The sequence below is a fragment of the Armatimonadota bacterium genome (genome assembly GCA_017993055.1).
Classification (GTDB): domain Bacteria; phylum Armatimonadota; class UBA5829; order DTJY01; family DTJY01; genus JAGONM01.
The window spans coordinates 70,271-96,530 of record JAGONM010000008.1 but is presented as its reverse complement, the minus strand read 5'-3'; the positions used below and the strand labels follow the sequence as shown (position 1 = coordinate 96,530).

Below are 26,260 nucleotides of genomic sequence, written 5' to 3'. Positions count from 1 at the left end.
CTGGTCATTTCCGCCTGAGGGTTATCAATGTGATTTCTGAAGGGCAACGGAAGCGGATTGCATACGTGTGCATGCCGAGTCCGCGAGTCACATAGAGCTGGATGTCACCGACTTGGTAGAGTCCTGCCAGGTAACGCGTATTCGGGGTCTGCCCCGGGAGGTTGACTTGGCCTCCATGCCAGTGGCCTGCCAGCATAAGGTCTACCTTGCGCCCGCTTCTCGCGATATTGTCCACCGTCTCGGGAAAGTGGTCCAGTACGATCAGCGGCCGTCCAGCAACCTCGCTCGCGAGAACAGGCTCACTGTCACATATCGTGAGTGCTGCATCCCCCATCCTCACTGTCTTGCAGTCTTCGTCAATCACCTGTACGTTGGTCTCAGCGATGTCTTTCTGCAGCGTCGGTGGGTCCCAATTGCCGGAGACGGCGTAGATGCCGTGTTTGGCCTTCAGCCGGTGCGCGAAATGTCGGAACTCGCGCATACTCTCCTCCACGGAGATGTTGCCGGGGGTGATGCCGTCGTCCTGGACGTAGTCGCCGGTCAGGCAGATGATGTCAGGCTCGATGCGCCTGATCTTCGCGATCGCCCTGTCCTCGCGCTTACCCTGCTTGACGATGTGCAGATCGGAAAGGTGGACGATCTTGAGGCCCTCCAGTTCCCGGGGCAGGTCATCGATGAGTATATCCTGCCGAATCACTCGAGGGAAGTTCGGCTCGATGTAGAGCGCGTCGAGCGAGCATATCCCGGCGATCACCGCGGGGATGCTGAGGAGGATGAGTATGCGAGCGAAGGATACCATTCTGCCCAGCCATCGTCTTGCCTTGGGCATGGTGCTAGCCGCCTGAATCTGCGGGTGAGCCGAACATGAGTCTGGCACCGTGCACAACAGCGGCGATTTCAACTGTATCGGTCTTCACGCGGTACACAATGCGATAGTTCTGGAGTATCCTCTCGCGCAGATGCTCCGATTGGTATTCGGGGACGACCCTGCCCGCCATCGGCTGATCGGCAATCTGTTCCGCCAGCGAGATTACCCGCATTGCGAATACACGCGCGTAGTGCATGGAGTCTCTGGCGATGTACTCGCAAATCCCCTCAAGGTCCTTCACTGCCTCTGGGGACCAGATCAGTCGAGCCATTTGCCCAGCCGCTCCTTGACCTGTTCGTGAGGCAATCCCTTGCCTCTATCGAGTTGTCCGAGGCCGGCATCAACCTTCTGCCGAAAATAGAGTTCGGCCATGATATCGGCAACGCTGGTGTCGTCCGGCATGCCGCGAATCATCTTTATGACTTCCTGTTTCACTTTGGACATACTTCTTACCTCTCTACTCCAGGTCTCGGATGACCGCGACTTCGCCGCAGTCGGGGAACTTGACGCAGTTGATGCACTCCGTCCAGACCTTCTGAGGCAGGTCCGACTTCTCGATGTATCGGAACCCGTGCTTCACGAAGAACTCCGGCTTGTAGGTGAGCGCGAAGACCCGGTATATCCCGAGCGCCCGCGATTCGTCGAGACACGCTTCGATCAGCCGCCGCCCGAGCCCGCGCCCCTGGCACGATTCGTCCACCGTCAGCGCCATGATCTCCGCCAGGTCGCCCCAGTTAACGTGGAGCGCGCAGGTGCCGAGCACGCGGCCCTCTTCCTCCAGGACGTAGAAGTCGCGGATGTTCTCGTAGAGCTGGTTGAGCGAGCGGTGCAGAAGCTCGCCCCTGTCCGCGAACGCGTTGATCAGCCGCTGCATCTCAGCCACGTCCGCGATCGTTGCCTTCCGAATCTCCATGAGTTACCTCTTTCCGGCGACCCTGCGCACTTCCGACAGGAGTTCGTTCACCATCTCCGCCGAGGACACCTTGCGGAGCGCCTGTCCGCCGGCGAATATCACCCCGCCGTCCTTCGAGCCCGCGACGCCGACATCCGCCTCCCGCGCCTCGCCCGGACCGTTCACTTCACAGCCCATGACCGCGACCGTGATCGGCTCCAGGTCCTTCATCTCGGCGAGCCGCCGCTCGACCTCGGTCGCGATGCCGACGAGGTCAATCCCGCACCGGGCGCAGGTCGGGCACGAGATCAGCGTGAACCCTGTCTTCCGCATACCGAGCGACTTCAGAATCTCGATGCCGACTCGCACCTCTTCGATCGGATCGGCCGTGAGCGAGACCCGGAGCGTGTCGCCGATGCCCATCGCCAGCAGCGCGCCGATCCCGACCGAGGAGCGGATCGTGCCGTGCCATGCGAGCCCGGCCTCCGTGATGCCGAGGTGCAATGGATAGGCTGCTCTCTCCGACATAAGACGGTAGGCCTCGATTGTCATCGGCACGTCGAACGCCTTGAGGCTGACGACTATGTCGGTGAAACCCCTCGATTCGAGCAGGGCGATCTCGTCCAATGCGCTCTGAACGAGGCCCTCGGGAGTGAGTCCATAGCGCTTGCGGTCGATCGAGCCGGCGTTGACCCCGATGCGGATGGGGATGCCGCGCTCCCTGGCGCGGTCGGCGATCAGCCCGATCTTCTCCGGATCTCTGATGTTGCCGGGGTTGAGCCGGAGTTTGTCTACGCCCTGCTTGATGGCGGCGAGTGCGAGCTTGTAGTCGAAGTGGACATCGGCCGCGAGAGGTATGAGTATGCGTTCCTTGATCCGGGCTAGCGCATCGGCGGCTTCCCGGTCAGGCACGGCGACTCTCACAAGGTCGCATCCGGCTTCCTGCAGGCGCTCGATCTGGGCGACCGTGGCGGCGACGTCCCTCGTCGGGGTGTTCGTCATGGACTGCACCGACACCGGCGCGTTCCCGCCGATCAGCAGGTCGCCCACCCGGACTTGTCTCGTCTTCCGCCTCTCACACACGGCCCGGACCTTGACCTCTGGACTTCCCGGTTACCTGAACAGTCGTCCGTCAACGAGGCGGCTCAGGTCCAGGTACATGATCGAGAAGAATATCGCGGCTATCAGCAGTAGGCCGATCCTCTGCGCCACCTCGAGCGTCCGTGGCGATAGCCGCCTGCCGCGAACGCCCTCCGCCGCGAGCAGAACGATCGCGCCGCCGTCCAGGATCGGTATCGGCAGCAGGTTGATCACGCCCAGGCTCAGGCTCAGGATCGCCATCAACTGGAGGAAGCCGAACACGCCCCGCTTCACGCTCGTCTTGGTCGCGTCGGCGATCGCAATCGGCCCGCCGACATTCTCGCCGACTTCCTTGCTGAATATCACCGTGACTATGCCGACCACGAAGACGCGCGTGCGGTCCATTCCGTAGAGCACCGATTCGCCGACACCGATCCGCTGAAGCTTCGGCGTGGGCATGAACCCGAGCAGACCGATCATCTTGCCGTCGACTTCCTCGGCCTTCGGGGTGGCGTAGGCGGTGAAGACCTTCTCTCCGCGCTTCACGGTGAGACGGAGCGCCTTGCCGGGACTGCCGTGGATGATCTTCACCATCCGCTCGCCCGAACTGATCGCCTCGCCGTCTATGGCGATGATGTAGTCCGCCGTGCGCAGTCCGGCCTTCTCCGCCGCGGTGTCCGGGTAGACGAACTCGACGCGGTTCACGATGTCACCTGTGACCGGCAGTCCGGTCGTGACCCCCATAAGGGAGAAGACGAGCGCGGCTAGTGCGAAACTCATGAGGGGCCCGGCGAAGTAGACGACGATCCTCTGCCACACCGGCTTGGTATTGAAACCGTTCGGCACATCCTCCTCGCCGGGATCCATGCCCGCCAGCTTGACGAAGCCGCCGAGCGGGAACGGGTGAATAGTGTACTCGGTGTCGCCGCGCTTGAACAGGCGAATCCACTTAGGGCCGAAGCCGAATGCGAACTCGTCCACGCGAATCCGGAACAGTTTCGCCATCGCGAAGTGCCCGACCTCGTGGAAGAGGACGAGCGTCCCCAGGAGCACTATCAGCGCGAGCGCAGTGGTTATGTAATCAGGCAATGCAGTCCTCCGCCGCCGCAGCGGCCTCTCGTCGAGCCCACGCGTCGGCCTCAATGATCTGATCGAGAGTGGGCTCCTGGACGACCGAGTGGCTCTCCATCGTCTTCCTCGTGAGGCCGCAAATGTCCAGGAAGCCTATCGCTTTTTCGAGGAACAGGCCGACCGCCGCCTCGTTCGCGGCGTTCATCACCGCGGGCATGGTTCCTCCACGTTCGAGCGCCTCATAGGCCAGGCTCAGCGCCGGGTAGCGCTCCAGATCCGGCTCGCGGAAGTCGAGCCGCCCGCACGCGGTGATGTCGAGCCTCGGGAGGCCGGTATCGGGCCGCTCGGGATAGAGCAGGGCGTACTGGATCGGCAGGCGCATATCGGGCACTCCGAGCTGAGCGATCACCGATGCGTCCTCAAACTCCACCATCGAGTGTACTATACTCTGAGGGTGAATAACAACCTCGATGCGTTCGGCGTCCACCCCGAAGAGCCAGCGAGCCTCGATGATCTCCAGGCACTTGTTCATCAGCGTCGCGGAGTCTATCGTGATCTTCCGGCCCATCGTCCAGTTCGGGTGCGCGAGGGCCTGCTCGATGGTCGCCGTCCTGAGCGCCTCCACGGGATGGTCTCTGAAGGCGCCGCCTGATGCGGTCAGGATCAGCCGCCGGACCGACTTCGGGTCCTCGCCGTCCAGGCACTGGAAGAGCGCGGAGTGCTCGCTGTCTATCGGGAGCATTCGGACTCCGTGCTCCTCGACGAGCTTCGTCACGAGGCTCCCGGCGGCGACCAGGACCTCCTTGCTGGCGAGGGCGATCTCCTTCCCCGCCTTGATCGCCTCGATCGTCGGGGCCAGCCCGATCGCGCCCGCCACTGATATGACAGCGGTCTGCGCCTCCGGCATGGCGGCGACGCGCGTCAACCCTTCCTGTCCCCACACGATGTCTGGGTACGATGTTGGACGTTCGAGGTTCGATGTTCGCTTCAGGATCTCCCTCAGCCGAGCAGCATTCTCCTCCGTCCCGATGGACACCAACGACGGCCGATACTTGCGGACCTGCTCCGCCAGAAGCTCGACGTTCCGATGCGCCGCAAGCCCGACGACCTTCAGCCGCTCAGGGAGGCGCGAGACGATATCGAGCACCTGCGTGCCGATCGAACCCGTCGAACCGAGGATGGAGATGGTCTTCATAGGCTACTTCGAAACCTGGTCGGCGGTCTTGCCGAACTTGCGCGTTCGGTGCTGGAAGTCGGCGACCGCGCGGACCAGGTCGGCTTCGCGGAAGTCCGGCCAGAGGGTGGGGGTTACCCAGATCTCGGCGTAGGCGATCTGCCAGAGCAGGAAGTTGCTCACCCGAAGCTCTCCCGCCGTGCGGATCAAGAGATCGGGGTCCGGCAGACCGGCCGTGCAGAGCATACTCGAGAAGCGTTCCTCCGTCATCGAATCGGGGTGAAGCTCCCCGGCCATCACCTTGTGGCATATCGCATGGACCGCATCGAGTATCTCGCCCCGGCCGCCGTAGTTGATCGCCAGGTTCAGGACGAGCCCGGTGTTGTTCTTCGTCCGCTCGATGTTGTCGTTCAGCGCGTCCTGAAGCGACTGGGGCAGTTCGAGCATCCGCCCGGAGACCCGCAGCTTCACGTTGTTCTCGAGCAGAGTAGGGAGTTCGTTCCGCGTGGCCTCCTCGATGAGCGCCATCAGCAGTTCGACCTCCTCCTTCGGTCGCCGCCAGTTCTCGGTCGAGAACGTGTAGAGCGTCAGCGCTCCGAGGTGCAGTTCGCCGGCCGCTGTCACGATCTTGTGGACGGTCTGGTAGCCTTCGTGGTGGCCCATGATCCGCGGGAGACCGCGCCCGGTCGCCCAGCGGCCGTTGCCGTCCATGATGATCGCGACGTGTTCGGGCATCCGCTCCGGGTCGAGCGTTACGCCGATCTCATGCTGTACGCGCTCGATGTCGGTCACTCCGGCACCTCACAGTCAATGGGAGCATGGGCTATGGCGGGAATCCCCCGCAATCCCATACTCCCATGCCTGGCAGAATCTGTCGCAGGAGCGGACTACACTTCCATCAACTCCGCTTCCTTGGCGTGAGTGACGATGTCTATCTGCTCGATGTACTTGTCGGTGAACTTCTGAATCTGTTCCTGCGCCCGGTGGACGTCGTCCTCAGACGCCTCATGCGACTTCTCGAGTCTCTTGAGTTCCTCGTTGCCGTCCCGGCGGACGTTCCGCACGGCTACGCGGTGCTCCTCTGCCTTCTTGTGGAGCACCTTGATCATCTCCCTGCGCCGCTCCTCGGTCAGATGCGGGATGTTCAGCCGGATCACGTTCCCGTCGGACGACGGGGTGAGCCCGAGGTCGGATTTCTGGATCGCGCGCTCGATCGCCGCTATGGCGGTCTTGTCCCAGGGGGCTATTACGAGCTGTCTCGGCTCCGGAACGGAGATAGTCGCGAGCTGGTTGACCGGCATGGGGCTGCCGTACATGTCAACGGTGATTCGCTCCAGAAGCTGCGGATTGGCGCGCCCCGTGCGGATCGTCGTGTAGTCGTGCTGGGCGGCTTCCACCGCCTTCTTCATCTTGCGTTCCGTTTCGTTGATCACATCGGAGATCACTGGTCTACCCTCCCAACGTAAGTTCCGATCGGTTCGCCGCAGACGGCCCGTTTGATGTTTCCCGGCTTGCTTGCATCGAAAACCACTATCGGCAGGTCGTTCTCCTTGCAGAGCGAGAACGCCGTCAGGTCCATTATGCCCAGGCCCTTGCTGATCGCCTCCATGAAGTCGAGCTGCTCGAATCTGACCGCGTCGGTGTTCTTGCGGGGGTCCTTGTCGTAGACGCCGTCAACGTTCGTCGCCTTGAGCACCGCGTCGGCGTGAATCTCGAGCGCGCGCTGCACGGCGGCGGTGTCGGTGGAGAAGTACGGCATGCCGGTCCCCGCCGCCAGTATGACGATGCGGCCCTTCTCCATGTGCCGTATGGCGCGTCGGCGGATGAACGGCTCGGCCACGGCGGACATCGTTATGGCGGTCTGGACGCGCGTGTCGGCGCCGAGCTTCTCCAGGGCGTCCTGCAGGGCAAGGGCGTTGATGACCGTGCCGAGCATGCCCATGTAGTCCGCGCTCGCGCGGTCTATCCCCTTGCTCGATGCCCTTCCGCCGCGTATGATATTCCCACCTCCGACGACGACCGCCACGTCCACGCCGGTCCGGCGCGCCTCTACTATGTCCTCGGCCAGGCGTTTGACGGTGTCGGGGTCAATACCGAATGACTGGGAGCCGGCGAATGCCTCGCCGCTCAGCTTGAGCAGGACTCGCTTCCATTTCGGAGCTTGTGGCGTCATATCAGGTCCCATTTGTCCCATCTGTCCCATCTGTCCTATAAGACCAATGGGACAGATCACAGATCAGCCTTCCTCGCCGACCCTGAACCTGGCGAACCGGCGGACCCCCATCTTCTCGCCGAGCTTGGCCGCCTTCTCTTTCACCAGCTCTCCGATGGTCTGGTCCTCGTTCTTGATGAACGGCTGGTCCATGAGTACGACCGTCGAGAAGAACTTGTCCATGCGGCCCTCGACGATCTTGGGCAGAGCGGCCTCGGGCTTGCCCTGGTTCATCGCCCACTGCCTGTGGACTTCGCGCTCGGCCTCGAGCTTCTCGGCCGGGATGTCCTCGCGGGTCAGGTACTCCGGGTTGCTCCAGGATATGTGCATGGCGATATCCTTGGCCAGCTCCTTGAAGTCGTCGGTCTTCGCCACGAAGTCCGTTTCGCAGCTCAACTCCACGAGCACGCCGATCTTGCCTCCGGTGTGGATGTAGGTCTCCACCGTGCCTTCCGAGGCGGTCTTCGACTCGCGCTTGGCGAGCACGGCGGCGCCCTTCTCCCGCAGGATGGTAATCGCCTTCTCTATGTCACCGCCGCACTCCTGAAGGGCCTTCTTGCAGTCCATCATTCCGGCGCCGGTCTTCTCTCTCAGGTCTTTGACTATTCCAGCGTTGATATCCGCCACGTCTCTATTCCTCCTCGTCCTCTTCCGCGTCTTCGTCCTCAGCTACTGCGGCGACAGGCTTCTTGGCGACGACGACTTCCTCGTCCTCGTCTTCCACGATCTCTTCTTCCTCAACTGCCATCACGAGGTCCTCGTCGGCGATGGCGTCCACCGGCTCGGGCTTCTCTTCTTCCTCGGCCTCTTCGACCTCCTCGACCGCGTCTTCGACCTCGACGGGCCGGATCTCGACGATCGCTTCGGCGATCTTGCCCGTGATGAGTTTGATGGCGCGGATGGCGTCGTCGTTGCCCGGAATGACGTAGTCCACCTCGTCCGGGTCGCAGTTCGTGTCAACGATCGCGACGACGGGAATCTCGAGTTTCCTCGCCTCGGCGAGCGCGATATGCTCCTTCTTCAGGTCCACGATGTAGATCGCGCCGGGGAGCTTGGGCATGCTCTTGATGCCTCCGAGGACTCGCTCCAGCTTCTCCATCTCCTCGCGGAGCAGGGCGGCCTCTTTCTTGGTCAGCCGCTCGAGAGTGCCCTCCTCCTCCATCTTGCGGAGTTCCGCGAGGCGGTCAATCCTGATCTTGATCGTTTTGTAGTTGGTCAGCATGCCGCCGAGCCATCGCTGGTTTACCCAGTACATGCCGCAGCCGCGAGCGGCCTCTTCCACGGCGTCCTGGGCCTGCTTCTTCGTGCCTACGAACAGCACGGAATCGCCGTTGCCGACCACTTCCTGGATGAAGTCGCGGGCGACGTCGAAGAGCTTGAGGGTCTGGTGGAGGTCAATGATGTAGATTCCGTTTCGGCCTCCGTAGATGTACCGCTTCATCTTGGGGTTCCACTTGCGGGTCTGGTGGCCGAAATGAACTCCTGCTTCGAGGAGTTCCTTCATGGTGATCGAACTCAACTGAATGCTCCTTTCTGGTTTGAACCGCCTCTCCCATCGTTCCCCGGTTCCGACCCGAAGGCACCAGCGCCGAAGTCCGGGAGAGTGTGTAGTGTTCCGGCATCCATCGAACGCCGGACAGCGCAGTATAACACATGCGGGAAGAGAAAGCAACCTTGCGCGCGGAGGAAGTCCGGCGCGCGCGTCGAACATACGCGAGGCCGCCGCGCAGGCGGCCCAAAAAGACGAACCAAGGAGCGATTGCGATGGCGCAACTGGCGATAAACGGCGGGGAGAAGACCCGAGCGAAGCCGTTCCCGGGCTGGCCGGTGTTCGACGACACCGAGGTGAAGGCGGTAGGGGACGTCGTCCGCTCGGGCAACTGGGGGATGCTCACGGGCTCGAAGGTCTCCGAGTTCGAGAAGAAGTTCGCGGAGTTTCAGGATGCGGCATACGGCGTCTGTGTCTGCAACGGTACGGTCGCCCTGGAGGTCGCGCTCAAGGCCGTCGGAGTCAAGGCCGGCGACGAGGTCATAGTCCCGCCGTACACGTTCATCGCATCCGCGAGTTCGGTGCTCAACATAGGGGCCATTCCGGTCTTTGTGGACATAGACGACGACACGTACAACCTCGACCCTGCGAAGATCGAGGCGGCGGTCACTCCGAAGACCAAAGCGGTCCTGGCGGTCCACATCGGCGGCGGCCCTGCCGACATGGACGGCGTGTTGGCGATCGCCGGGAGACACGGGCTGAAGGTCGTCGAGGACGCGGCGCAGGCTCACGGCGCGGCATGGAACGGCAGGCGGATCGGCGCTCTCGGCGACGCGGGCACGTTCAGTTTCCAGGCGAGCAAGAACCTGACCGCCGGCGAGGGTGGAATCGTCGTCACAAACAAACCCGAAGTCTACGCAACGGCCTGGTCCCTGCATAACTGCGGCCGCGTGCCCGAGGGCAAGTGGTACGAGCACCGCATCCTCGGCAGCAACCTGCGCATGACCGAGTTCCAGGGGGCGATCCTGCTCGAACAGATGAAGCGGCTCGAGGATCAGATGAAGGTCCGCGAGGAGAACGCTCTCTACCTCGACAGCCTGCTCTCGGGGATCGGGGGCATCAAGCCGCTGGTGCGCGACCCCAGGGTGACGACTCACGCCTATCACCTCTACATATTCCGATACGTCGCCGCGGCGTTCGGCGGCCTGCCGAGGGCGAAGTTCCTGGAAGCACTGAATGCCGAAGGAATCCCTTGCGGCGCGGGGTACGTCCCGCTCTACAAGGAGCAGATGTTCTACGTGGAGCCGGACGGCTGTCCGATCGGCTGTGCCTTCGCGGAACGGAAGATGGACTACGGCAAGGTCTGCTGCCCTGTCGCGGAGAACGCCTGCGCGAGCGAGTCGGTCTGGTTCGGCCAGAACATGCTGCTCGGCGCGAAGCAAGACATGGACGAGATCGCCGCCGCGATCTCCAAGATCAAGGCTAACGTGGGGGAGATCACAGAGTAGGGAACGGCGCGTCGGCCGTTCCTCATGTCAGAAGTCATGAACGAACTCAGCTTTTTCGACTGCAACGCCCGGATCGGGCGGTACGGCACGCCGCACCCCGAGGCCTTCACGACCGCCGATGCTCTCTCGGACGAGATGGCTCACGTCGGCATCTCCGAGGCGCTCGTTCACCACTCGATGGCGAAGGAATACGCGCCGTCGGTGGGCAACTCGATGCTCCTGGATGAGATCAGAGGCCGCGGTTCGATGTATCCCTGCTGGGTCGTGATGCCTCACCACACCGGCGAGATGCCGAAGCCGGACGACCTCCTGGCGCAGATGAAGCAGGCGGGCGTCCGCGCGGTACGCGCCTTCCCCGCGGCGCATTCGTGGAGGCTCGCCGACTGGTGCGCGGGCGATCTCCTCGCTATGCTGGAGGCGAAGCGCATCCCGCTGTTCCTCGACATGGACCAGACGAGTTGGGAGAACGTTGCGGAACTGCTCAGCGATCACTCCGGGCTGAACCTCTGCCTGCTCCGGACCTCTTACCGGTGCGACCGCATGATGTACCCGCTGATGGAGAAGTATGAAGGCCTGCGTATCGAGGCGGCGACGTACGCCGTCCCGTCCGGCATCGAGGAGGTATGCGGCCGGTTCGGCGCCGGGAGGCTGCTCTTCGGATCGGGGCTTCCGGTCACGGAAGCGGGATCCTCTATCGCCCAGATAACCTACGCCGATATCAGCGACGCCGACAAGCGCCTCATCGCGGGGGACAACCTCCGGGCGCTGCTGGCGTGGCAGGAAGAATAGCATATGCCTGATCTGCAAGAGAAAGTCCTGCGTGGTATTCCCCTGACCGATGATTTGGTGATAGACGCCCACTGCCACATGGGATACTACCCCGTCTTCAACGTCCCGGCGCCGAGCGCGGCCGATATGGTCCGGTGGATGGACCGCATCGGCATCCGGGCGTGCATCGCCGCTCACCACGCCGCCATCGGGCCGGACATGAGCTACGGCAACGACGAGGTCCTGCAGGGGATGAGCGACTTCCCCGGGCGGGTCTACGGCTACGCCACCGTCAACCCGAACTACCCCGCGTCGGAAGTGGTCGCCGAGCTCGAGAGATGTCTCGCCGGCGGGATGGTCGGCGTCAAGATTCATCCGGACCTGCATCAGCTCGCCGTTGATGACGACAAGTACCGCGTGGTATGGGAATGGACGAACGAGCACAGGCTCCCGCTTCTGTCGCACACGAGCACCGGCGGGAGGAATCCCGTCAAGGCTTTCGGGAGTCTCGCGGGGACCTACCCGAATGTCTCGATCCTGCTCGGGCACTCGGGCTTTGGCTCGGAGGGCGCCGAGCAGTCCATCGAGGCGTGCCTCGATCACCCGAACATCTACTGCGAGATTACCGGTTCCGTCGTCGTTTATGGTACACTGGAGCGCATGGTGAACAGGCTGGGCGCGGAGAGGGTTCTCTTTGGAACCGACCTGCCGTTTCTCGACGCCCGGCCGCAGGTGGGCCGCGTGGCCTTTGCGAAGATCGGCGACGACGACAAGCGCAAGGTCTTCGGCCTCAACGCCGCCCGGATATTCGGAATACCCTGAAACGCGGACGGGAAGTCCTGAGTCGGACCGTTCCCTCCCGGACCGACGACACGGTGTTACAGCCACGGCACCTGTTCGTGTGTCCGCGTCTGTCTGAGCAAGTATGAAGAAAGCGCTGACCTATCTCGTTGTCCTGATCATCGCCGTGCCGCTGGTTCGGTGGGTGCTTCAACCCAAGATTCGGCCGGAGTACGACGGCAAGGGCCGCATCATAATCGAGTGGTACAACTACGCCACGCCGGAGTTCCTCGAGTTGTACGACAAGTACCTCATCCCCGAGTTCGAGCGGACGCATCCCAAGATCAAGATCCGCCTCAACTCGAGTATGGGCGATACCGGTTACGACGCCAAACTGCTGACTCTCGTCGCGGGCAACATCGCGCCCGACATCGTCCACATCACCCAGCAGAACTTTCCTTTCTATGCCTCGAAGGGCCTCCTGATGGATCTCAATCCCGTCATCGCCGGCGACCCGTCGTTCCGCGTGGACGACTACTTCGCTCAGGTGCTCGACGGGCTGCGCTACCAGGACAAGCTCCTCGGCCTGCCGAGCGATTTTTCCACCATCGCGCTCATCTACAACAAGAAGCTCTTCGACGAGGCCGGGGTCCCGTACCCGGACAAGACCTGGGACTGGAAGAAGTTCCTCTGGGCGGCGAAGAAACTTACGCGGGACACCGACGGCGACGGCGCGACGGACCAGTTCGGGTTCGTGAACATCAACTCCTACAACCGCTGGCCCGCATGGGTATGGGCGAACGGCGGCGACATACTATCCGAGGACATGACGAAATGCCTGATGGACGATCCGAAGTCCATCGGCGGCCTGGAGTTCTACGTCAACCTGAGCCTGAAGGAGCACGTTGCGCCGACCGCCACCCAGAATCTCGGGCAGAGCTTCCAGGAGATGTTCATGGCCCAGCGCGCTGCGATGATCGCCGACAGCCGCTACGCGTACAAGATCTTCAGCAAGGGTCTTGAGTTCCCCTGGGACGTGGCGCACATGCCGAAGGGCCCCGCAGGCCGCTCCACGACGTTCATCTGGGGCGGGAACTGCATACTCAGTTCGACGAAGCATCCCAAAGAGGCGTGGCAGTTCCTGAAGTTCCTCTCGGACAAGCAAGGAGCGCTCCTGAACGTCAAGGCGGGAAACGCCTTTCCCGCTTACAAGAAGGTAGCAATGTCGGACGAGGTCTTGAAGTCGCCGATATCGCCGCCGAGCGACCGCGTGTTCATCGAGGCGATCGAATACGGCAGGCAGGCGCCGTTCCCGCCGCAGTTCACCGAGTTCAGCCGCGCGATGACCAACTTCGAGGCCGCGTGGCTTGGCTACGACACGGTTGGAGGAGCGTGCAGGAAGTTCGCCGCAGAGGTCAACTCAGCGATAGGTGGTGAGGTGTGGTGACGAAGAGAGAGAGGACTTCGAAGCTGCAGCGTGTGGAGGCCGTTCAGGGCTTCCTGTTCATATCACCGTGGATGATCGGGTTCCTGGTGTTCGCCGCCGGGCCGGTCATCGCCTCTCTCGCAATCAGCTTCTGCAAGTGGGACATCCTGACGCCCGCCCAGTTCGTCGGGTTCGGCAACTATGCCAAGATGATGGAAGACCCGCTGATACGCAAGTCGCTCCTGAACACGCTGTACTATGCGGCGGCGGCGATCCCGCTCGGAATGGTCGGCGCGCTTGGAACCGCCCTCCTGCTCAACCAGAAACTCCGGGGGATGCGCATCTTCCGCACGCTGTTCTACGTGCCGTCGGTCACCGCGGGTGTGGCGACCTTCCTGCTCTGGACGTGGATATTCAACCCGGAACTGGGGCTGCTGAACCGCGCGCTCAGGCATCAGGTTCCCTGGTTGGACTTCGCCAACGGCCTTGCTGTCAAGTGGGTGCCCATGGTCGCGAACCCGCCCAAGTGGCTCGCGGACCCCCAGTGGGCGATGCCCGCGCTGATCATCATGGCTCTCTGGGGAGTCGGCGGCGGGATGATCATCTACCTCGCGGGGCTCCAGGGCATCCCGGAGGAGCTCTACGAAGCCGCCGAGATTGACGGGGCGAACTCGTTCCAGAAGTTCCGCAAGGTGACGATCCCGATGCTCAGTCCGACGATCTTCTTCAACCTGATCATGAGCATCATCGGCGCGTTTCAGGTGTTCGGCGCGGCGTTCATCATGACCGGTGGCGGCCCGATGAACGCGACGCTGTTCTACGTCCTGTACCTGTTCCAGAACGCGTTCATGTACTTCCGGATGGGGTACGCGTCGGCGATGGCCTGGCTGCTGTTCCTAATCATCATGACGCTGACTCTGATTCAGTTCAAGCTTGCGCCCAAGTGGGTGCACTACCAGTAGGCGACCTATGGCAGTGACAGTCGTTCGGAGAACGAGAGATCCCCGGATCAGGCTCTACAACAACCTGAAGATCGCGTTCAGCTATCTCGTGCTGATCGCGCTCTCATGCGTCTTCCTGATCCCATTCTTCTGGATGCTCTCGACCTCGCTCACCGAGGCGAGCAAGATCATCGTGAAGGACCGGTCCTGGATTCCGCATCCCGCCGTCTGGAAGAACTACGCCGACGCGCTCACCGTCCTGCCGTTCCACCTGTTCCTCAAGAACACGCTCATCATCACGTTCGCTTGCATCGTCGGGCAGGTGCTCAGCGCGTCGCTCGTCGCGTTCGGCTTCTCCCGGATGCGGTTCCCCGGGCGGGACGGGCTCTTCATCCTCGTGCTCTCGACGATGATGCTCCCGGCCCAGGTCACGCAGATCCCGACGTTCATCCTGTTCACGCACCTGCAGTGGATAGACACGCTCAAGCCTCTGATCGTGCCGGCGTTCTTCGGCGGCGGCGCGTTCTTCATCTTCCTGCTTCGGCAGTTCTTCATGACGTTGCCGTCGGAACTGGAGGACGCCGCGAAGATGGACGGGTGCAGCCCGCTCGGGATATACTGGAACGTGGCGATACCGCTGTCGAAGCCCGCGCTGGCTACCGTGGCGGTGTTCAGCTTCATGGCCCACTGGAACGACTTCATGGGCCCGCTGATCTACATACAGTCAATGGAGAACAAGACCCTGGCCCTTGGCCTCGCATCGTTCAAGAGCCTTCACGGTACGGAGTACCACCTGATGATGGCCGCCTCGATCGCGGTCCTCCTGCCCGTGCTGATGATCTTCTTCTCGGCGCAGAAGTACTTCGTGAAGGGCATCGTGATGTCGGGCATCAAGGGCTAGAAACCCATTCGTCGTGCACGTCCCATCCGCCGCATGGGACTCATACAAGGAGGTTCTCATGTTCAAAGCCGGTGCAGGCAGTTGGATCATCACCCCGCCCGTGGGCACGTCGCTCGCCGGGTACTTCCACGACCGGGTCTCGACCGCCGTGCGCGACGATCTGATGGCCAAGGCCGTCGTCTTCGATGACGGGACGACCAAGGCCGCGATCGTCGTGTGCGATCTCTGCCGGGTCATGCGCGACGAGGTCGAGAAGGCGCGGGAGATCATCTCGGAGGCGACGGGCATCCCGGCGGGGAACATCTGGATCTCAGCCACGCACACCCATTCCGGGCCGGAGACCCACCCGAACAAGCACGTGCCGATCAACCAGGCATGGATCGGCCGCCTGCCTCAGATGATCGCGGACGCCGCCATCCGCGCCCACGCGAGCCTCCGGCCCGTGACTCCTCGCCTCGCCGAGGAATACGAGGACCGCATCGCATTCAACCGCCGGTTCCGAATGAAGGACGGCACCGTCCAGTTCAACCCCGGCAAGCAGAACCCGGAGATCATCGGCCCGGACGGACCCATTGACCCGCAGCTCAACGTCCTGCGTCTCGACGGACCGGACGGCCAGCCGATCGCGATCATTGCGAACTACTCTCTGCACGTGGACGTCATCGGCATCGAGGAGATATCGGCCGATTTCCCGGGCGAGATGTCGCGCATCGTCAGCTCGATCTACCCGAACCACCCGCTGGTGGTATTCCTGCAGGGCACCTGCGGGAACATCAACCATCTCGACGTCACCAGCCCCGACCAGCAGAAGGGCGAGGCGGAGATGCAGAGGATCGCCCGGGTGCTCGCCGGGAAGGTGCTGGCGGCGTCCGAGCTTTCGCGGCCGATGGAGAGCGGGAAGGTCGGGGTCGAGTCGGAGATGCTTGAGATCGCCTACCACCCGATGACCGAAGCCCTTCGGGAACGCGCGGCGGAGATCCGCCGGAAGGAAGACGCCAGCGAGATAGAGATCGCGCAGGCGGTCCGCATCGAGGACTACGACCTCGACGGCAAGACGGCCGACGTGGAGGTCCAGGCGATCCGGGTCGGCGACACGGCGTTCGTCGGCGCGGAGGGCGAATACTTCGTGGAATACGGGCTGAGTATCAAGGAGTGGTCGCCGTTCGATCAGACTTTCGTCGGCGAGCTTGCCAACGGGTCGTTCGGCTACATCCCGACGCTCGACGCGTTCCATCCCGGCACGTACGAGACGATGCCGATCCTTTCGGCGACCCTCGAGCCCTCCGCAGGCGTCAAGATCGCGAACTCAGCGGGCAGGCTCCTCCGCAGGCTGGCGGGCTGACGGGTCCGGTCTGTGCCTGCCGCGCCGGTCTTACCTGTTTCCCGAGGTGAGAAGCACACTCACTCTCCCCGAGGATGCGTCGAGATGCGGTACGCCTCCCGGGAGCAGGCTCAACACGCCCTGTGCCAGCACGTAGTCGCCCGGCTTCAGGCAGTGGAACGGCTCCAGCACCCTGACCGAGAGCGGTCCTCCGGATTCGGCCCTTGAGCCGTCGCTTATCGTGAGGTACTCACAGTCCGCCGACTGCACGTGGCCCCACAGCCTGAAGATAAAGTCGTCACTCGCGGTCGCGATCAGCGGGTCGGCGGCGGCGCGGTTGGTGGCCCCGACGACGGGCTTGCCCGTCTCCGCCGGCACGAACTGGAAGCTCTTCAGCACCACTTCCGACTCCTGCCCGTTCGTCGGGGGCAGCCCTTTCCGAAGCCAGAGGTTGATGCGCAGACGCTCATCCAGGCTGTCGGGAACCCTGGCGGCGTCGGCGACCTCCCACTCATGCACGAGAGTGCGTCCGGAGGCGTCCGAGCAGTCTCCGCATTCCGACTTGAACTTCACCCGGCCGGGCGTCCATTCCATCGTATGCACGGACTCCGCGCAGGACGGCATGCTGAACCGTTCCGTGTTGCCCGGCGCGTCGTACGGTTGGATGACGAACTGGGCGTTCAGGCCGGCAGGGTCTCCCCATCGGGAGAACTCGAAATCCATCTCGCGGTGATCGGGATCTGAGCAGGAATCGGACCATGGAAACAGGCCGAAGATCACGTTCGGATCGAGCGCATGCACCGCGCTGTCGAAACAGAAACGATACGTGCCGTACCCGGGCCTCGAGTCCAGCGCGATCTCGGAGCAGTACCAACTGCCGTCTCTGTAAGTTATTCGAAGGTGCAGCCTGTCTTGTTCGTCCACCCACACGTTTGCGGGATTCGATGAGAAGAAGTTCGGTCCGGGGCCGACCTCGACCGCTTCGTTCGCCTTGACGATCCAGTCGAATCCGGACCAAGTGAAGCGCGGCTGCGAGGGCCTGACGGCTCGGGCGCAAGCCGCGGCCGCGTTCTTCAACTGGGCCGGCACGCACTCTGCGGCCTCCACATAGCTGGGGTAGCATGCCGGGAAAGAGGAAGCGGGTATCAGATATGCTTCGACCATAGTGGCCTGCCGGTCCATGCCGACCCAGAACACATTGGCCGTCCATGTGCCGTCCGGGTTTATGGACACGACGCGCCTGTTGTCATAGTACGGCTTCGAATACCAGCCGCTGCCGGGGAAGAATACCAGCGGCGCGATTCGGTAGTCGCCGGGGACGACGCCGCTCACCGTGCCGGAGATGCTGCCGAACTCACCGAACGGCGCAACCGCGGTGACGGAAACCTCGCAGGCCGAATGGGCCCGGACGCAGGACGCAGCCGCGATCACCAGGATCATCAACGCTCTCGACATGACTCTACTCCCCCCAACCCGTGCGATTCGCGAATCACTCGCGCAGTGCGACCGGCACGAATGTTCGTTCTCCGGCGCTGTCCTCAGTATACCACGCGCGGGATTGCTGTCAATGGCGTCCGGCAACATCGTCGCGGAAGCCGGGGAACTACTCGGGCGGCGCGAGGAGTGAGAGGTTGTAATCGTCCATCGGGATGATGTAGTAGATCTCCGGGGAGGTGAGGCCCAAGCCGTACGGTATCGGCCCCCACGCGTCGGAATGGAACCCGGTCTTGCGCTGGAAACTCATCGTCGAGAGCCAGCGGCTGCCCGGGAACTCTCCCCTGTGCATCGTCAGTCCCTGAGGAGGGATGTCCACGCAGGTGTTGTTCTCCGGTATGACCACCACGTCGCCCGGCCGGAACCTGGTGCGCCGGAGTTCGAGAGGCTTCGCTCCAAGTCGCTCCATGTAGTACTGAAACCCCCAGTGTCCCTGGAAGCGCATCGTGCCGTCGGTCTCGAAGTCCCGGTGCAGGGCGTAGGCGACCGCGCGTTGAGAGTCGGCGAACTGGCGGTCGGCATGGGCGACGGACAGGGCGACCAGCGCGCTCAGTATAATCGGCACGGCGAGTGCGAGCGACGATATCGGCTTCCCGCGACGCTCGATCGCCCGCACTGCCACTATGCCGAGCGCCGGAGCCATCGGAAGGATCACGCGGCCGTTCACCGTCCAGTTCAGCAGGCCGACGAAGATCAGTGTGCCCGCGAGCCACAGGAAGAACAGGGCCGAGTCCGCATCCCTGCGCGCAGAAAGATCCTTGAGGGCCAGAACGAAGATGCTTGCCCCGGCGGCTGCGAACACTCCGAGGTGCAGCGCAATCAGCCAGCGGTGTTGGTCCGCCATCTCGATCGGAAAGCTCGTGACTGCCTCGGTGTACCGGCAGAGCAGGGTCAGACCCGCCGCGAGCGCGGTCCATGCCGCGAGCCATCTGCGGCTCCACAGAACCGGAGCGAGAAAGATGACGCTCGAGAGGCATCCCCCGGCGAACGAGAGCCCGACCATTGTCTTTGGGAAGAGATGCGTACCCAGGGCTTCGCGATACTGCCCCGAGAGCCCGAACGCATCGAGCATCAGGGGACGCCCGTACAGGGCCTTCGTCCACAGGTTGTATGCGATCAGCAGCGAAATCGGGACCAGGAGCCAGAGGAGCCGTGCCGGCCTGTGGCTCGAAAGAAGCGACCAGGCGAGCAGCAGAGGGATAAGAGCAACGCCGTAGTACTTCGTCAGGGCGCTCAGGGCGATCAGCAGACTCGCCAGGACGATCATCCACACGAGGTCTTCCTCCGTCCCCTTGACCCAGAGATACACCGCCCACACCCAGAGCGCCAGCATCATCATGTCGCACATGACGGTAGACCCGGAGACCGCGAACGCGGGCGTGAGCGCCGCTGCGAAAGTCGCCGCCAGCGGACGGGTGCAGAAACGCCGCGCCAGGAGGTAGGTCCCCAACGCCGCCGCCATCGCAGGCAGAAGGAATGCGAGGTGAAGCCTGACCTCGCTCAACCCGACGGAGCGGATCACGCCGGCGATGAAGTAGCTGTTCAGCGGGGGGTTCTGCATGACAACCGACATCGGCTGTTGCGAGAACGACCAGTTGACGGTGAAACCGTATGGGTCGAGAGGGTGCTTGAGGATCTGCTCGGCCATCCCGATGAACAGGGGATCGTCCACGCCGAACGCCCTGCGGATGAAGGGCGCCAGAAGAAGCGCCGCGACGGTGGCCGGAATCAGGACCGACAGGCGCTCGGAGATTCCGCGCCGGGCGGCCGCTTCCAGCGTCGCGCCACGCTCCTCGATGTTTCCGGCATTCGAATCGGTCATGTCAACCTCTGGAAGTGCGTGTGACGCACCTTCTTCGACCGGCCCGTCACTTCGCGGAGTGTTTCAACAAAGGATAGTTCCACTCGTCCACCAGCATAACACGGTATGTTTCCGGCGAAGTGAGTCCGAACCCGTAGGGAATCGGCCCCCAGACGTCGGAGTGGAACCCGGTCCCACGCTGCTTGTTCATAGTCGAGAGCCACGCGCTTCCCGGGAAATCCCCGGTCATTACTCTCGCCCCCGCAGGCGGACGACCGACCAGCGTGTTGTTGACGGGCAGGATCACCGCATCACCGAGAGTGAAGACTGTCGTGTCGTTGTCGTACGGCTCGGCCCCTAACCGCTGCATGTAGTACTGGAAACCCCAGTGTCCATGAAACCATCTCGTCCCCTGCCCGCCGAACTTTTCATGGATGGCCAGCGCGGCGGTGCGACTCGAGCAGGCGAACTGGTAGTCCGCGTTCGCGACCGCGAGCGCGAGGAGGGCGCTGAGCGCCAGGGGCAGGGCGAGCGAACGGCCTTGGACCGGCCTGCCGTGCAGGCGCCGCCGCTCTTCCAGGCGCATCATCAGAACCCCCGCGGCCGGCGCCGCCGGAAGAATCACGCGACCGTTCACCGTCCAGTTCAATGCGCCTACGAATAACAGCGTACCCGCCATCCACAGGAACAGCAGGGCCGAGTCCGCGTCCCTTCGCTCGGTCAGATCCGCGGCGGCAAGGGCAAAGAGGCTTACTCCCGCCGCCGCGAACAAACCCATGTGCGCGGAGAGAAGCCATCGGTCGGCCCCGTCCAACTTCAGCGAATGGCCGCTGGCCAGTCCCAGCACGACCACCGCCGCCGCCGCGGTCCCGACCCAGCCGGCCAGCGCCCTTCGACTCCACATGAGAGGAGCGAGAAAGATGACGCTTGCGAGGCATCCCCCGGCGAAGGCGAGTCCGGTCATCGTCTTGGGCAGCAGTGCGGCTCCGATCTCCTCTCGGTACAGCCCCGACTGCCTGAAGGCATCCAACACGAGCCCGCGCCCGTAGAGCGACTGCGTCCAATAGTTGTAGGCTATCAACACGAGAACGGGGATCAGGAAGCTCAGCAAGTAAGCCGGCCTGCGCTTCGCGAGGAAATGGTAAGCAAGCAGCAGGGGGATCAGGACCGCGCCGAAGTACTTCGTCAGGGCGCTCAGTGCGATCAGAACGCTCGCCAGTACGATCATCCACAGGCGATTCTCGTCGGCGCCCTTCACCCAGAAGTGAACCGCCCAGACCCAGAAGGCGACCATCATCATGTCGCACATGACCGTGGAGCCGCAGACCAGGAATGCGGGTGTAAGAACCGCTGCGAGCGTCGCCTCGAGCGGACGAGTGCAGAATCGTCGGGCAATGTGATAGATGCCCCACGCCGCCACGGCCGCCGGCAGAAGGAACGCGAGGTGAAGCCTGACCTCGCTCAACCCGACGAGACGTATCACGCCCGCGATGAAGTAGCTGTCGAGCGGGGGATTCTGCATCACCTTGGACATCGGCTCCCGCACAAGACCCCAGTTGACGCTCAGGCCGTAGGGGTCCAAGGGATGCTTGAGGATATGCTCGGCCATCCAGATGAAGAGGGGATCGTCTATCGAGAAGGCTCGGCGCACGAAAGGCGCGAGGAGCGCAACGACGACCGCGACGGGGATGAGCGCCTCCAGGCGAGCGCGGAGAGGCTGCCGCGCCGCCCCGTCTCCGCCGTCCACTTGTTGCTTTGTAAGGTTGGTGTCAGGCATCACGAGAGCAGTGTAGCCTCATGTCCGAGCCGCCGTCAACCGGCGCGGTGCCGACCTGTCAGGATCTTCGCTCGCGCCGCCTTCAGCCAGTCTTCGGACTTGGGGAAGGTCTCGTAGTCCTTCAGCTCCGCCAGCATCGGGTCATCGGGTTCGATACCCGCCGACTGGAGCAGCGCGTAGTCCTGCAGGCTCTCCGAGAGCACCTCCCACCGGACCGAACTCATCGGGCCGTCCGCTCCGGGGTAGACGACGAACGGATCGCCGTACGGGAGCCACGGCCACGAACCGTTCGCGGGATCGTGGAACGGGTTGCCGATCGTCCCGGTGCAGAAGACGTGCCAGTAGTTGTGCCCCCAGTGGAGGAACCCCTTCGCGCCGAGCTTGTAGAAAAGCCATCCCGCCATCCGGAGCTTCGCCAGAGGAGTATCGAGCAGCCGCTGGAGATACCGCCCCCTCGGCCCGCAGCAGAAGTAGGTCCACGCCGGGCACCCCGCCGCCGTGAACTGCGGAGCGGTGACGATGCTCGGTACCGGCATGTCGCTCAGCCGCTCGGTAGCGAAGCGCGGATCGCTCATCGCGTCCATCACCTTCATCCACGGCGCGAGTTCCTTCAGCAGTCCGCGGGCCTTCCGGTAGTCGGCCATCTGCACGTCGCCGTCCGGCTCATCCGCGCAGTGGAAGAGTGACTTGTCGAGAGCCTTTTCCTCTTCGAGCATGCGCTTGAACTCGGGCAGAAACCGCTCCAGGAATCCGCGGTAGGTCTCCGATGTCGCGCTGATCTCCGCCGGCCAGAGCATCTCGCCGAGCTCGTCCCAGCGCTCCCAGATGTGCTGCGGATATCGCCCGCTCGTCGGCGCGGGGGTGAAGAAGTGCGTCCACTCGACGTAGTTCGCCCCGCATCGGAGCGCCATCCGTATCCACCGCCGCACGTCGCTGAAATCGAACTCGTACGCGTGCTCGCCGGTGCGCCTGACTCTGAGAAGTTGGGCCGGGCGCGGCATGATCTCATGGCGGTTGTTGAAGATCGGGGAGTAGATGCAGTCCACGCCGTGAGCGACCATGTCCGCGACGTACGCCTCCGCCAGTTCCCAGAACCGATCGCTGTACGGCTCGATCCTGTACCAGTCCCAGATGGATTCGAGGAAGATCCAGTGGGTGACCGGGAAGTCCTTCCGGCGCTGCACGACGAGTGGATGGATCGTCAGCTCGACAGGGAGTTCCACGCTCCAGGGCTTGACTCCCAGCCAACCGGTGTGCGAGGTCTCGTCCTCAATGGTGAGCCGGACCGTCAGTCTGCGCGTTCCAGGCTGGGCGTCCTTGGGGACTGAGAGAGTGAACCAGAAGGCGCAGTTGGCTTCCGGTCCGACGTGCGCCCAGTCCTCGGGGTAGAGCGGATCGGGGGCCAAGCCGGGGATATGGCCGATGCCGTCTATCTCGTCCTTCGGGACATCTATGTCGAGCCCCTGGAGCGGGACGAACCCGACTCTACGGATGACCGGCGAGAGACCATCCGCGCCCTCGATGGAGGCTCGGACCCGGACCGCTGTCGTCTTCAGTACGCGCAGGCACGCCTGGAAGGAGACCCGCTCGTTCCGCGCCGCGAGTAGCCTCAGCGGACCGGCGTCACCCGGCGGAGAGTTGGGGAACACACGCTTCAGCGAGGTCTCCAGCCAGAACTTCATCTCGTTCCGCTCGATCGACTTCACGGGCCTCTCTGTCGCAGCCTCGACTTTATCCAGCGCCCCGAGTCCCAGCGCGCCCATTCCCGCCGCCATGCCCTTCAACACATCCCTCCGCTCCATCTCCGATCCCTCCGCGTCAACACTACCATTCAACGTCCGAAGAGTCAAATGCGGTGGCGCAGGGCCGTGCCGGTTCGGGTTCGGGTAGGTGGTGGGGGCGCGGAGGGCCGGCGCGACGCAGTGTGCGGGCCTCCTTCTGCGGGCGACGGTACGGCAGGTCCGTGCAGGATGCCGCAAGCACATCGGTGTTACCTGACTTCACGAGGAAGGCAGCTAACCTATAGGCACTGCGTATCGGCGCTCAGTCCAATCGATAGCCCGCGATCCTATTCGGCGACTCCACGAGCATATAACTCCTGCTTGGGGTGAATGATACCGATGCAATCTTCTCGCCGGAATCAGAATCCCATTGGACCTTACCGGTCTGATCGACTATGTGTAGCATCTGTGGCTGTGTGCCATACCTGACCGCTAGCAGATTGGGTGTCAGAAGCAAGACATCCGTAACAGCACTTATGTTGGCAATCGGCCAAGTCACCTGTTGATCCGGCACTCCGCGCGCGGTGAAACTACGAGTAGTTGCCGACTGCTCCGTCAATGTGGTCAACCAGCTCACGACCTTGCCGTCGATCTCCTGCTCAAGCAGATCCAACGCAAGGATGGATCCACCATACGCGCCTTGTCGTGGTATCCGTCTTCCCGGCACATACGAGATCACCTGAGTCCTCTTCCAGACTAGCTTTGCCTGTCCGGGCACAAGCAAGTCCAAGTTGCTCTGCGGTATAGTAAGGAGGACAAGCACGTCACTCACACTCTCGAGCGGGGCGGGGAGGGGTGTCGAGCCGCTCTTCGAAACCCTATCTATGCTGAACGGGTCGGTGCAGTTCACTTTAGCTGATTTCACTGCCAGGAACCGGCCCTCGTTTCCAGCGGTCACCGGGCTCGCGGGCGGCGGATACCAGTTCAAACCGTTCATGGTGAAGATGTGGTTCCCGTGGATGTCGATGCCCGCGACTCTGCCCAGTGCGGCGTCGCCCACGAGGACAAACCCAGCCTGCAGAACGGGCTGAACAAAATCAACGGTGGCTATGCCGAGTGCCGACTTTAGATCACCTTTTTCCCACACTTGAGTTCCAGAAGCCGATAGCTCAAGGATCAAGGATGCCGTATCAGTAGTCCAGCGCAGTACATGTTTGCCGTCTGGCGATATCCACACCCAGTTCGACTCCGCCATTGGTGTTGACCTTACCGGTTTACCGTTAGTGTCTAGCACTGCCAACTTCATCCTGCCCGGATCCTCGCTGGAGATGAGTCGTACAAGCACAAAGTCGCCTGCAGGTGTGGCATCCCTGAGCCCTATCTTCCAGCCCTCCGGAGCTGGATACTTCCAGACAGTATGGCCTTTACCATCAATACGGTAGACAGTATTGCCACCAGATCTGCTGACACCATCTGGCTCGCAACAAGCTGTGCTCACAACAGCCCCCCCGTCTGTCAAGGAGATGGCCCGTGTGAATCCTGCAGCACTTTCCATAGTCCAGGCCAAGGATGGCGAAATGCGACCCTGCTCCGCAGCGCCATGTTTGTTGCCCACAACTGTCAGCCATAGCGATACAGCAACTACAGAGAGAGATAGTTCCTTCGAACTCCGAGCCCACATGCATCTGCCTCCAGTAATCTGTTCAAGCGAAATATGCACTACACCATCAATACATCAGGCCACAATCCATTAAAGTATTATTAGTTCCAATTGGGATGCAGCTGCTGCCCACAGCTTGTGTTCGAGCCATTGCCAGTTGCGCCTGTTCTGTCCGGCGAAACACACGAACCATTGACTTTAGTGATAAAATGGTCATGTGATCCTTGTACATTGCCGCTATACCCGCCATTGCCTAATGACTGGTGGTAATCAACCGTCCCCGATGTTCGTCCTGCATTCATCATGTGCCAGTGATCCGTCTGTAGGGACCTCGAATCGTATGTAGGGTTGGTGGTATTTACCAGCCGCACGTTGAATGTATTATAACTTACCAGATTAGCATAACAGTAAGTAGTGTTGCACGGATCTTGAGAAGGCGTAAATTGATGTGGGGAAGCCGATCCGTCCTCAGAAGCCAACAAAGGTGTCGTACCGCTACAGCCTGTCCCGCTGATGTCAACATCCACTCCTAACCATGACGAGTCGCCATGCAGCCATTGGACAATGAGACCATTAGTTCCTCCGCTACACATCGGCCACGTTGGCTTGGCGCAGAATATATCCGCCGTCTGGGCAGAGCACATCGCATTTCCATTCACATACAACACCGTCTTCACTTCCCAGTTGCCTCGCTCCGTATAATCAGTATTCCAGACCGCGGTATACCTGCCCTCTCCTGCTGATGTCATTGAACCCTTTTCATTTGAGCCCCCGCCTTCAGGGGTGACCCACCATCGCACATCATAGCTAGCATCTGCTGGATAGTAACCATCAACCGTCGCAATCACGGCAATGTCGCACTCGTTCATTCCTACGATGAAACGCATATCGTCCTCAGGAGAGTCTAGAGTGAGGTTGACCACGATAACTATGAGTTCGTACTGCTTACTGCCGTCCGTATAGATATTGCCTGCATCACAGGCCGTAGGGTTGTACACGTATCGACCTATACTCGAGAACGTGTTGGTCCATTCGCCACAATACATGCCTGTCCACTGTTGATACTCATCAAGCATCTTGTATGGAGGATCGCCACGCCAGTTCGAGAAGCTAAGGTCGTCGTAACCTCCCGACGGGTATACGAAATCGTAATCATCGGCGAACAACACAAAATCTATAGTTGAGCCGACACACGTCACCCATGTGGATCTGTTAGGGCCAAACTCCAGGCAATGGGCTGGAGCGGATGCCACGACACTCATTTGTATCTCTTCACCTGGTTCCCCGGGCCAATCCCATGCACGGGCCGAGCCGCACACCCAAACAACCACGAACAAGCATACTACTACGGTCGGTCCCCTAAGTGCGCTCTTCAT

General features: G+C 62.2%; 25 protein-coding genes. 7 read left to right on the top strand and 18 right to left on the bottom strand.

Going from position 1 to position 26,260, the window contains the following annotated elements; genetic code table 11:
• Positions 1-4 precede the first annotated feature (4 nt).
• The 12 genes from KBC96_05225 to rpsB form a co-directional block, all read right to left on the bottom strand.
• Positions 5-829: a metallophosphoesterase family protein gene (locus tag KBC96_05225; GenBank protein ID MBP6963792.1), complete on the bottom strand. Its 825-nt coding sequence runs from the start codon at positions 827-829 to the stop codon at positions 5-7.
• A gap of 4 nt (positions 830-833) precedes the next feature.
• On the bottom strand, positions 834-1,139 hold the full coding sequence (locus tag KBC96_05220; GenBank protein ID MBP6963791.1) for a type II toxin-antitoxin system RelE/ParE family toxin: 306 nt from the start codon (positions 1,137-1,139) through the stop codon (positions 834-836).
• Entirely contained in the window at positions 1,127-1,312 is a 186-nt protein-coding gene (locus KBC96_05215) for a hypothetical protein (protein ID MBP6963790.1), read from the bottom strand. The genes KBC96_05220 and KBC96_05215 overlap by 13 nt, the downstream gene beginning before the upstream one ends.
• Before the next feature lie 13 nt (positions 1,313-1,325).
• Complete coding sequence (locus tag KBC96_05210) at positions 1,326-1,781, bottom strand: N-acetyltransferase (protein MBP6963789.1); 456 nt, start codon at positions 1,779-1,781, stop codon at positions 1,326-1,328.
• A 3-nt stretch (positions 1,782-1,784) separates the two neighbouring features.
• Positions 1,785-2,843: a flavodoxin-dependent (E)-4-hydroxy-3-methylbut-2-enyl-diphosphate synthase gene (ispG, locus tag KBC96_05205; GenBank protein ID MBP6963788.1), complete on the bottom strand. Its 1,059-nt coding sequence runs from the start codon at positions 2,841-2,843 to the stop codon at positions 1,785-1,787.
• 30 nt (positions 2,844-2,873) lie between these two features.
• Complete coding sequence (locus KBC96_05200; GenBank protein ID MBP6963787.1) at positions 2,874-3,929, bottom strand: site-2 protease family protein; 1,056 nt, start codon at positions 3,927-3,929, stop codon at positions 2,874-2,876.
• Positions 3,922-5,106 (bottom strand): 1-deoxy-D-xylulose-5-phosphate reductoisomerase, encoded by a 1,185-nt coding sequence (locus KBC96_05195; GenBank protein MBP6963786.1) that lies wholly within the window; start codon positions 5,104-5,106, stop codon positions 3,922-3,924. Before KBC96_05195 ends, KBC96_05200 begins: the two co-directional genes overlap by 8 nt.
• Positions 5,107-5,109: 3 nt before the next feature.
• Positions 5,110-5,847, bottom strand: coding sequence for an isoprenyl transferase (locus KBC96_05190; GenBank protein ID MBP6963785.1), 738 nt, complete (start codon positions 5,845-5,847; stop codon positions 5,110-5,112).
• Between the two features lie 125 nt (positions 5,848-5,972).
• Positions 5,973-6,530 carry a ribosome recycling factor gene (gene frr, locus KBC96_05185; protein ID MBP6963784.1) on the bottom strand — a complete coding sequence of 186 codons (558 nt, stop codon included), beginning with the start codon at positions 6,528-6,530 and terminating at the stop codon, positions 5,973-5,975.
• A complete protein-coding gene (locus KBC96_05180; GenBank protein MBP6963783.1) occupies positions 6,527-7,258 on the bottom strand; it encodes a UMP kinase in 732 nt (243 codons plus the stop codon). The genes frr and KBC96_05180 overlap by 4 nt, the downstream gene beginning before the upstream one ends.
• A gap of 63 nt (positions 7,259-7,321) precedes the next feature.
• Positions 7,322-7,924, bottom strand: a complete 603-nt coding sequence (gene tsf, locus KBC96_05175; protein ID MBP6963782.1) for a translation elongation factor Ts — start codon at positions 7,922-7,924, stop codon at positions 7,322-7,324.
• Between the two features lie 4 nt (positions 7,925-7,928).
• Entirely contained in the window at positions 7,929-8,816 is an 888-nt protein-coding gene (gene rpsB / locus KBC96_05170) for a 30S ribosomal protein S2 (protein ID MBP6963781.1), read from the bottom strand.
• Between the two features lie 245 nt (positions 8,817-9,061).
• Here rpsB and KBC96_05165 point away from each other — a divergent pair, with 245 nt between their 5' ends.
• The 7 genes from KBC96_05165 to KBC96_05135 all read left to right on the top strand — a co-directional run bounded on the left by KBC96_05165 (position 9,062) and on the right by KBC96_05135 (position 16,452).
• A complete protein-coding gene (locus KBC96_05165; GenBank protein ID MBP6963780.1) occupies positions 9,062-10,294 on the top strand; it encodes a DegT/DnrJ/EryC1/StrS family aminotransferase in 1,233 nt (410 codons plus the stop codon).
• 24 nt (positions 10,295-10,318) lie between these two features.
• Positions 10,319-11,083, top strand: a complete 765-nt coding sequence (locus KBC96_05160) for an amidohydrolase family protein (GenBank protein ID MBP6963779.1) — start codon at positions 10,319-10,321, stop codon at positions 11,081-11,083.
• A gap of 3 nt (positions 11,084-11,086) precedes the next feature.
• Positions 11,087-11,884 (top strand): amidohydrolase family protein, encoded by a 798-nt coding sequence (locus tag KBC96_05155; GenBank protein MBP6963778.1) that lies wholly within the window; start codon positions 11,087-11,089, stop codon positions 11,882-11,884.
• A gap of 103 nt (positions 11,885-11,987) precedes the next feature.
• On the top strand, positions 11,988-13,289 hold the full coding sequence (locus tag KBC96_05150) for a sugar ABC transporter substrate-binding protein (protein MBP6963777.1): 1,302 nt from the start codon (positions 11,988-11,990) through the stop codon (positions 13,287-13,289).
• Between the two features lie 71 nt (positions 13,290-13,360).
• Complete coding sequence (locus tag KBC96_05145) at positions 13,361-14,230, top strand: sugar ABC transporter permease (protein ID MBP6963776.1); 870 nt, start codon at positions 13,361-13,363, stop codon at positions 14,228-14,230.
• Positions 14,231-14,237: 7 nt separating this feature from the next.
• Positions 14,238-15,110 carry a carbohydrate ABC transporter permease gene (locus KBC96_05140; GenBank protein ID MBP6963775.1) on the top strand — a complete coding sequence of 291 codons (873 nt, stop codon included), beginning with the start codon at positions 14,238-14,240 and terminating at the stop codon, positions 15,108-15,110.
• 58 nt (positions 15,111-15,168) lie between these two features.
• Positions 15,169-16,452: a hypothetical protein gene (locus tag KBC96_05135; protein MBP6963774.1), complete on the top strand. Its 1,284-nt coding sequence runs from the start codon at positions 15,169-15,171 to the stop codon at positions 16,450-16,452.
• 30 nt (positions 16,453-16,482) lie between these two features.
• On the opposite strand, the gene KBC96_05130 is transcribed toward KBC96_05135, so the two are convergent.
• The 6 genes from KBC96_05130 to KBC96_05105 form a co-directional block, all read right to left on the bottom strand.
• The gene (locus KBC96_05130) at positions 16,483-17,886 is read right to left on the bottom strand and encodes a glycoside hydrolase family 16 protein (protein ID MBP6963773.1); all 1,404 of its coding nucleotides are present in this window, start codon (positions 17,884-17,886) and stop codon (positions 16,483-16,485) included.
• 148 nt (positions 17,887-18,034) lie between these two features.
• Positions 18,035-19,747: a glycosyltransferase family 39 protein gene (locus tag KBC96_05125; GenBank protein ID MBP6963772.1), complete on the bottom strand. Its 1,713-nt coding sequence runs from the start codon at positions 19,745-19,747 to the stop codon at positions 18,035-18,037.
• A 46-nt stretch (positions 19,748-19,793) separates the two neighbouring features.
• The gene (locus KBC96_05120; GenBank protein MBP6963771.1) at positions 19,794-21,506 is read right to left on the bottom strand and encodes a glycosyltransferase family 39 protein; all 1,713 of its coding nucleotides are present in this window, start codon (positions 21,504-21,506) and stop codon (positions 19,794-19,796) included.
• Between the two features lie 32 nt (positions 21,507-21,538).
• Positions 21,539-23,305, bottom strand: a complete 1,767-nt coding sequence (locus KBC96_05115; protein MBP6963770.1) for a DUF4091 domain-containing protein — start codon at positions 23,303-23,305, stop codon at positions 21,539-21,541.
• A 241-nt stretch (positions 23,306-23,546) separates the two neighbouring features.
• Positions 23,547-24,722, bottom strand: a complete 1,176-nt coding sequence (locus KBC96_05110) for a hypothetical protein (protein MBP6963769.1) — start codon at positions 24,720-24,722, stop codon at positions 23,547-23,549.
• 263 nt (positions 24,723-24,985) lie between these two features.
• Positions 24,986-26,260, bottom strand: a complete 1,275-nt coding sequence (locus tag KBC96_05105) for a hypothetical protein (GenBank protein MBP6963768.1) — start codon at positions 26,258-26,260, stop codon at positions 24,986-24,988.

Coding starts and splice junctions, on each gene's coding strand:
- KBC96_05210 (MBP6963789.1), bottom strand. CDS start 1,781: ATGGAGATTCGGAAGGCAACGATCGCGGACGTGGCTGAGATGCAGCGG.
- KBC96_05225 (MBP6963792.1), bottom strand. CDS start 829: ATGCCCAAGGCAAGACGATGGCTGGGCAGAATGGTATCCTTCGCTCGC.
- KBC96_05115 (MBP6963770.1), bottom strand. CDS start 23,305: ATGGAGCGGAGGGATGTGTTGAAGGGCATGGCGGCGGGAATGGGCGCG.
- KBC96_05180 (MBP6963783.1), bottom strand. CDS start 7,258: ATGACGCCACAAGCTCCGAAATGGAAGCGAGTCCTGCTCAAGCTGAGC.
- KBC96_05150 (MBP6963777.1), top strand. CDS start 11,988: ATGAAGAAAGCGCTGACCTATCTCGTTGTCCTGATCATCGCCGTGCCG.
- KBC96_05130 (MBP6963773.1), bottom strand. CDS start 17,886: ATGTCGAGAGCGTTGATGATCCTGGTGATCGCGGCTGCGTCCTGCGTC.
- KBC96_05145 (MBP6963776.1), top strand. CDS start 13,361: ATGATCGGGTTCCTGGTGTTCGCCGCCGGGCCGGTCATCGCCTCTCTC.
- KBC96_05165 (MBP6963780.1), top strand. CDS start 9,062: ATGGCGCAACTGGCGATAAACGGCGGGGAGAAGACCCGAGCGAAGCCG.
- KBC96_05195 (MBP6963786.1), bottom strand. CDS start 5,106: ATGAAGACCATCTCCATCCTCGGTTCGACGGGTTCGATCGGCACGCAG.
- KBC96_05220 (MBP6963791.1), bottom strand. CDS start 1,139: ATGGCTCGACTGATCTGGTCCCCAGAGGCAGTGAAGGACCTTGAGGGG.
- KBC96_05105 (MBP6963768.1), bottom strand. CDS start 26,260: ATGAAGAGCGCACTTAGGGGACCGACCGTAGTAGTATGCTTGTTCGTG.
- KBC96_05155 (MBP6963778.1), top strand. CDS start 11,087: ATGCCTGATCTGCAAGAGAAAGTCCTGCGTGGTATTCCCCTGACCGAT.
- KBC96_05140 (MBP6963775.1), top strand. CDS start 14,238: ATGGCAGTGACAGTCGTTCGGAGAACGAGAGATCCCCGGATCAGGCTC.
- KBC96_05135 (MBP6963774.1), top strand. CDS start 15,169: ATGTTCAAAGCCGGTGCAGGCAGTTGGATCATCACCCCGCCCGTGGGC.
- KBC96_05215 (MBP6963790.1), bottom strand. CDS start 1,312: ATGTCCAAAGTGAAACAGGAAGTCATAAAGATGATTCGCGGCATGCCG.
- KBC96_05160 (MBP6963779.1), top strand. CDS start 10,319: ATGTCAGAAGTCATGAACGAACTCAGCTTTTTCGACTGCAACGCCCGG.
- KBC96_05125 (MBP6963772.1), bottom strand. CDS start 19,747: ATGACCGATTCGAATGCCGGAAACATCGAGGAGCGTGGCGCGACGCTG.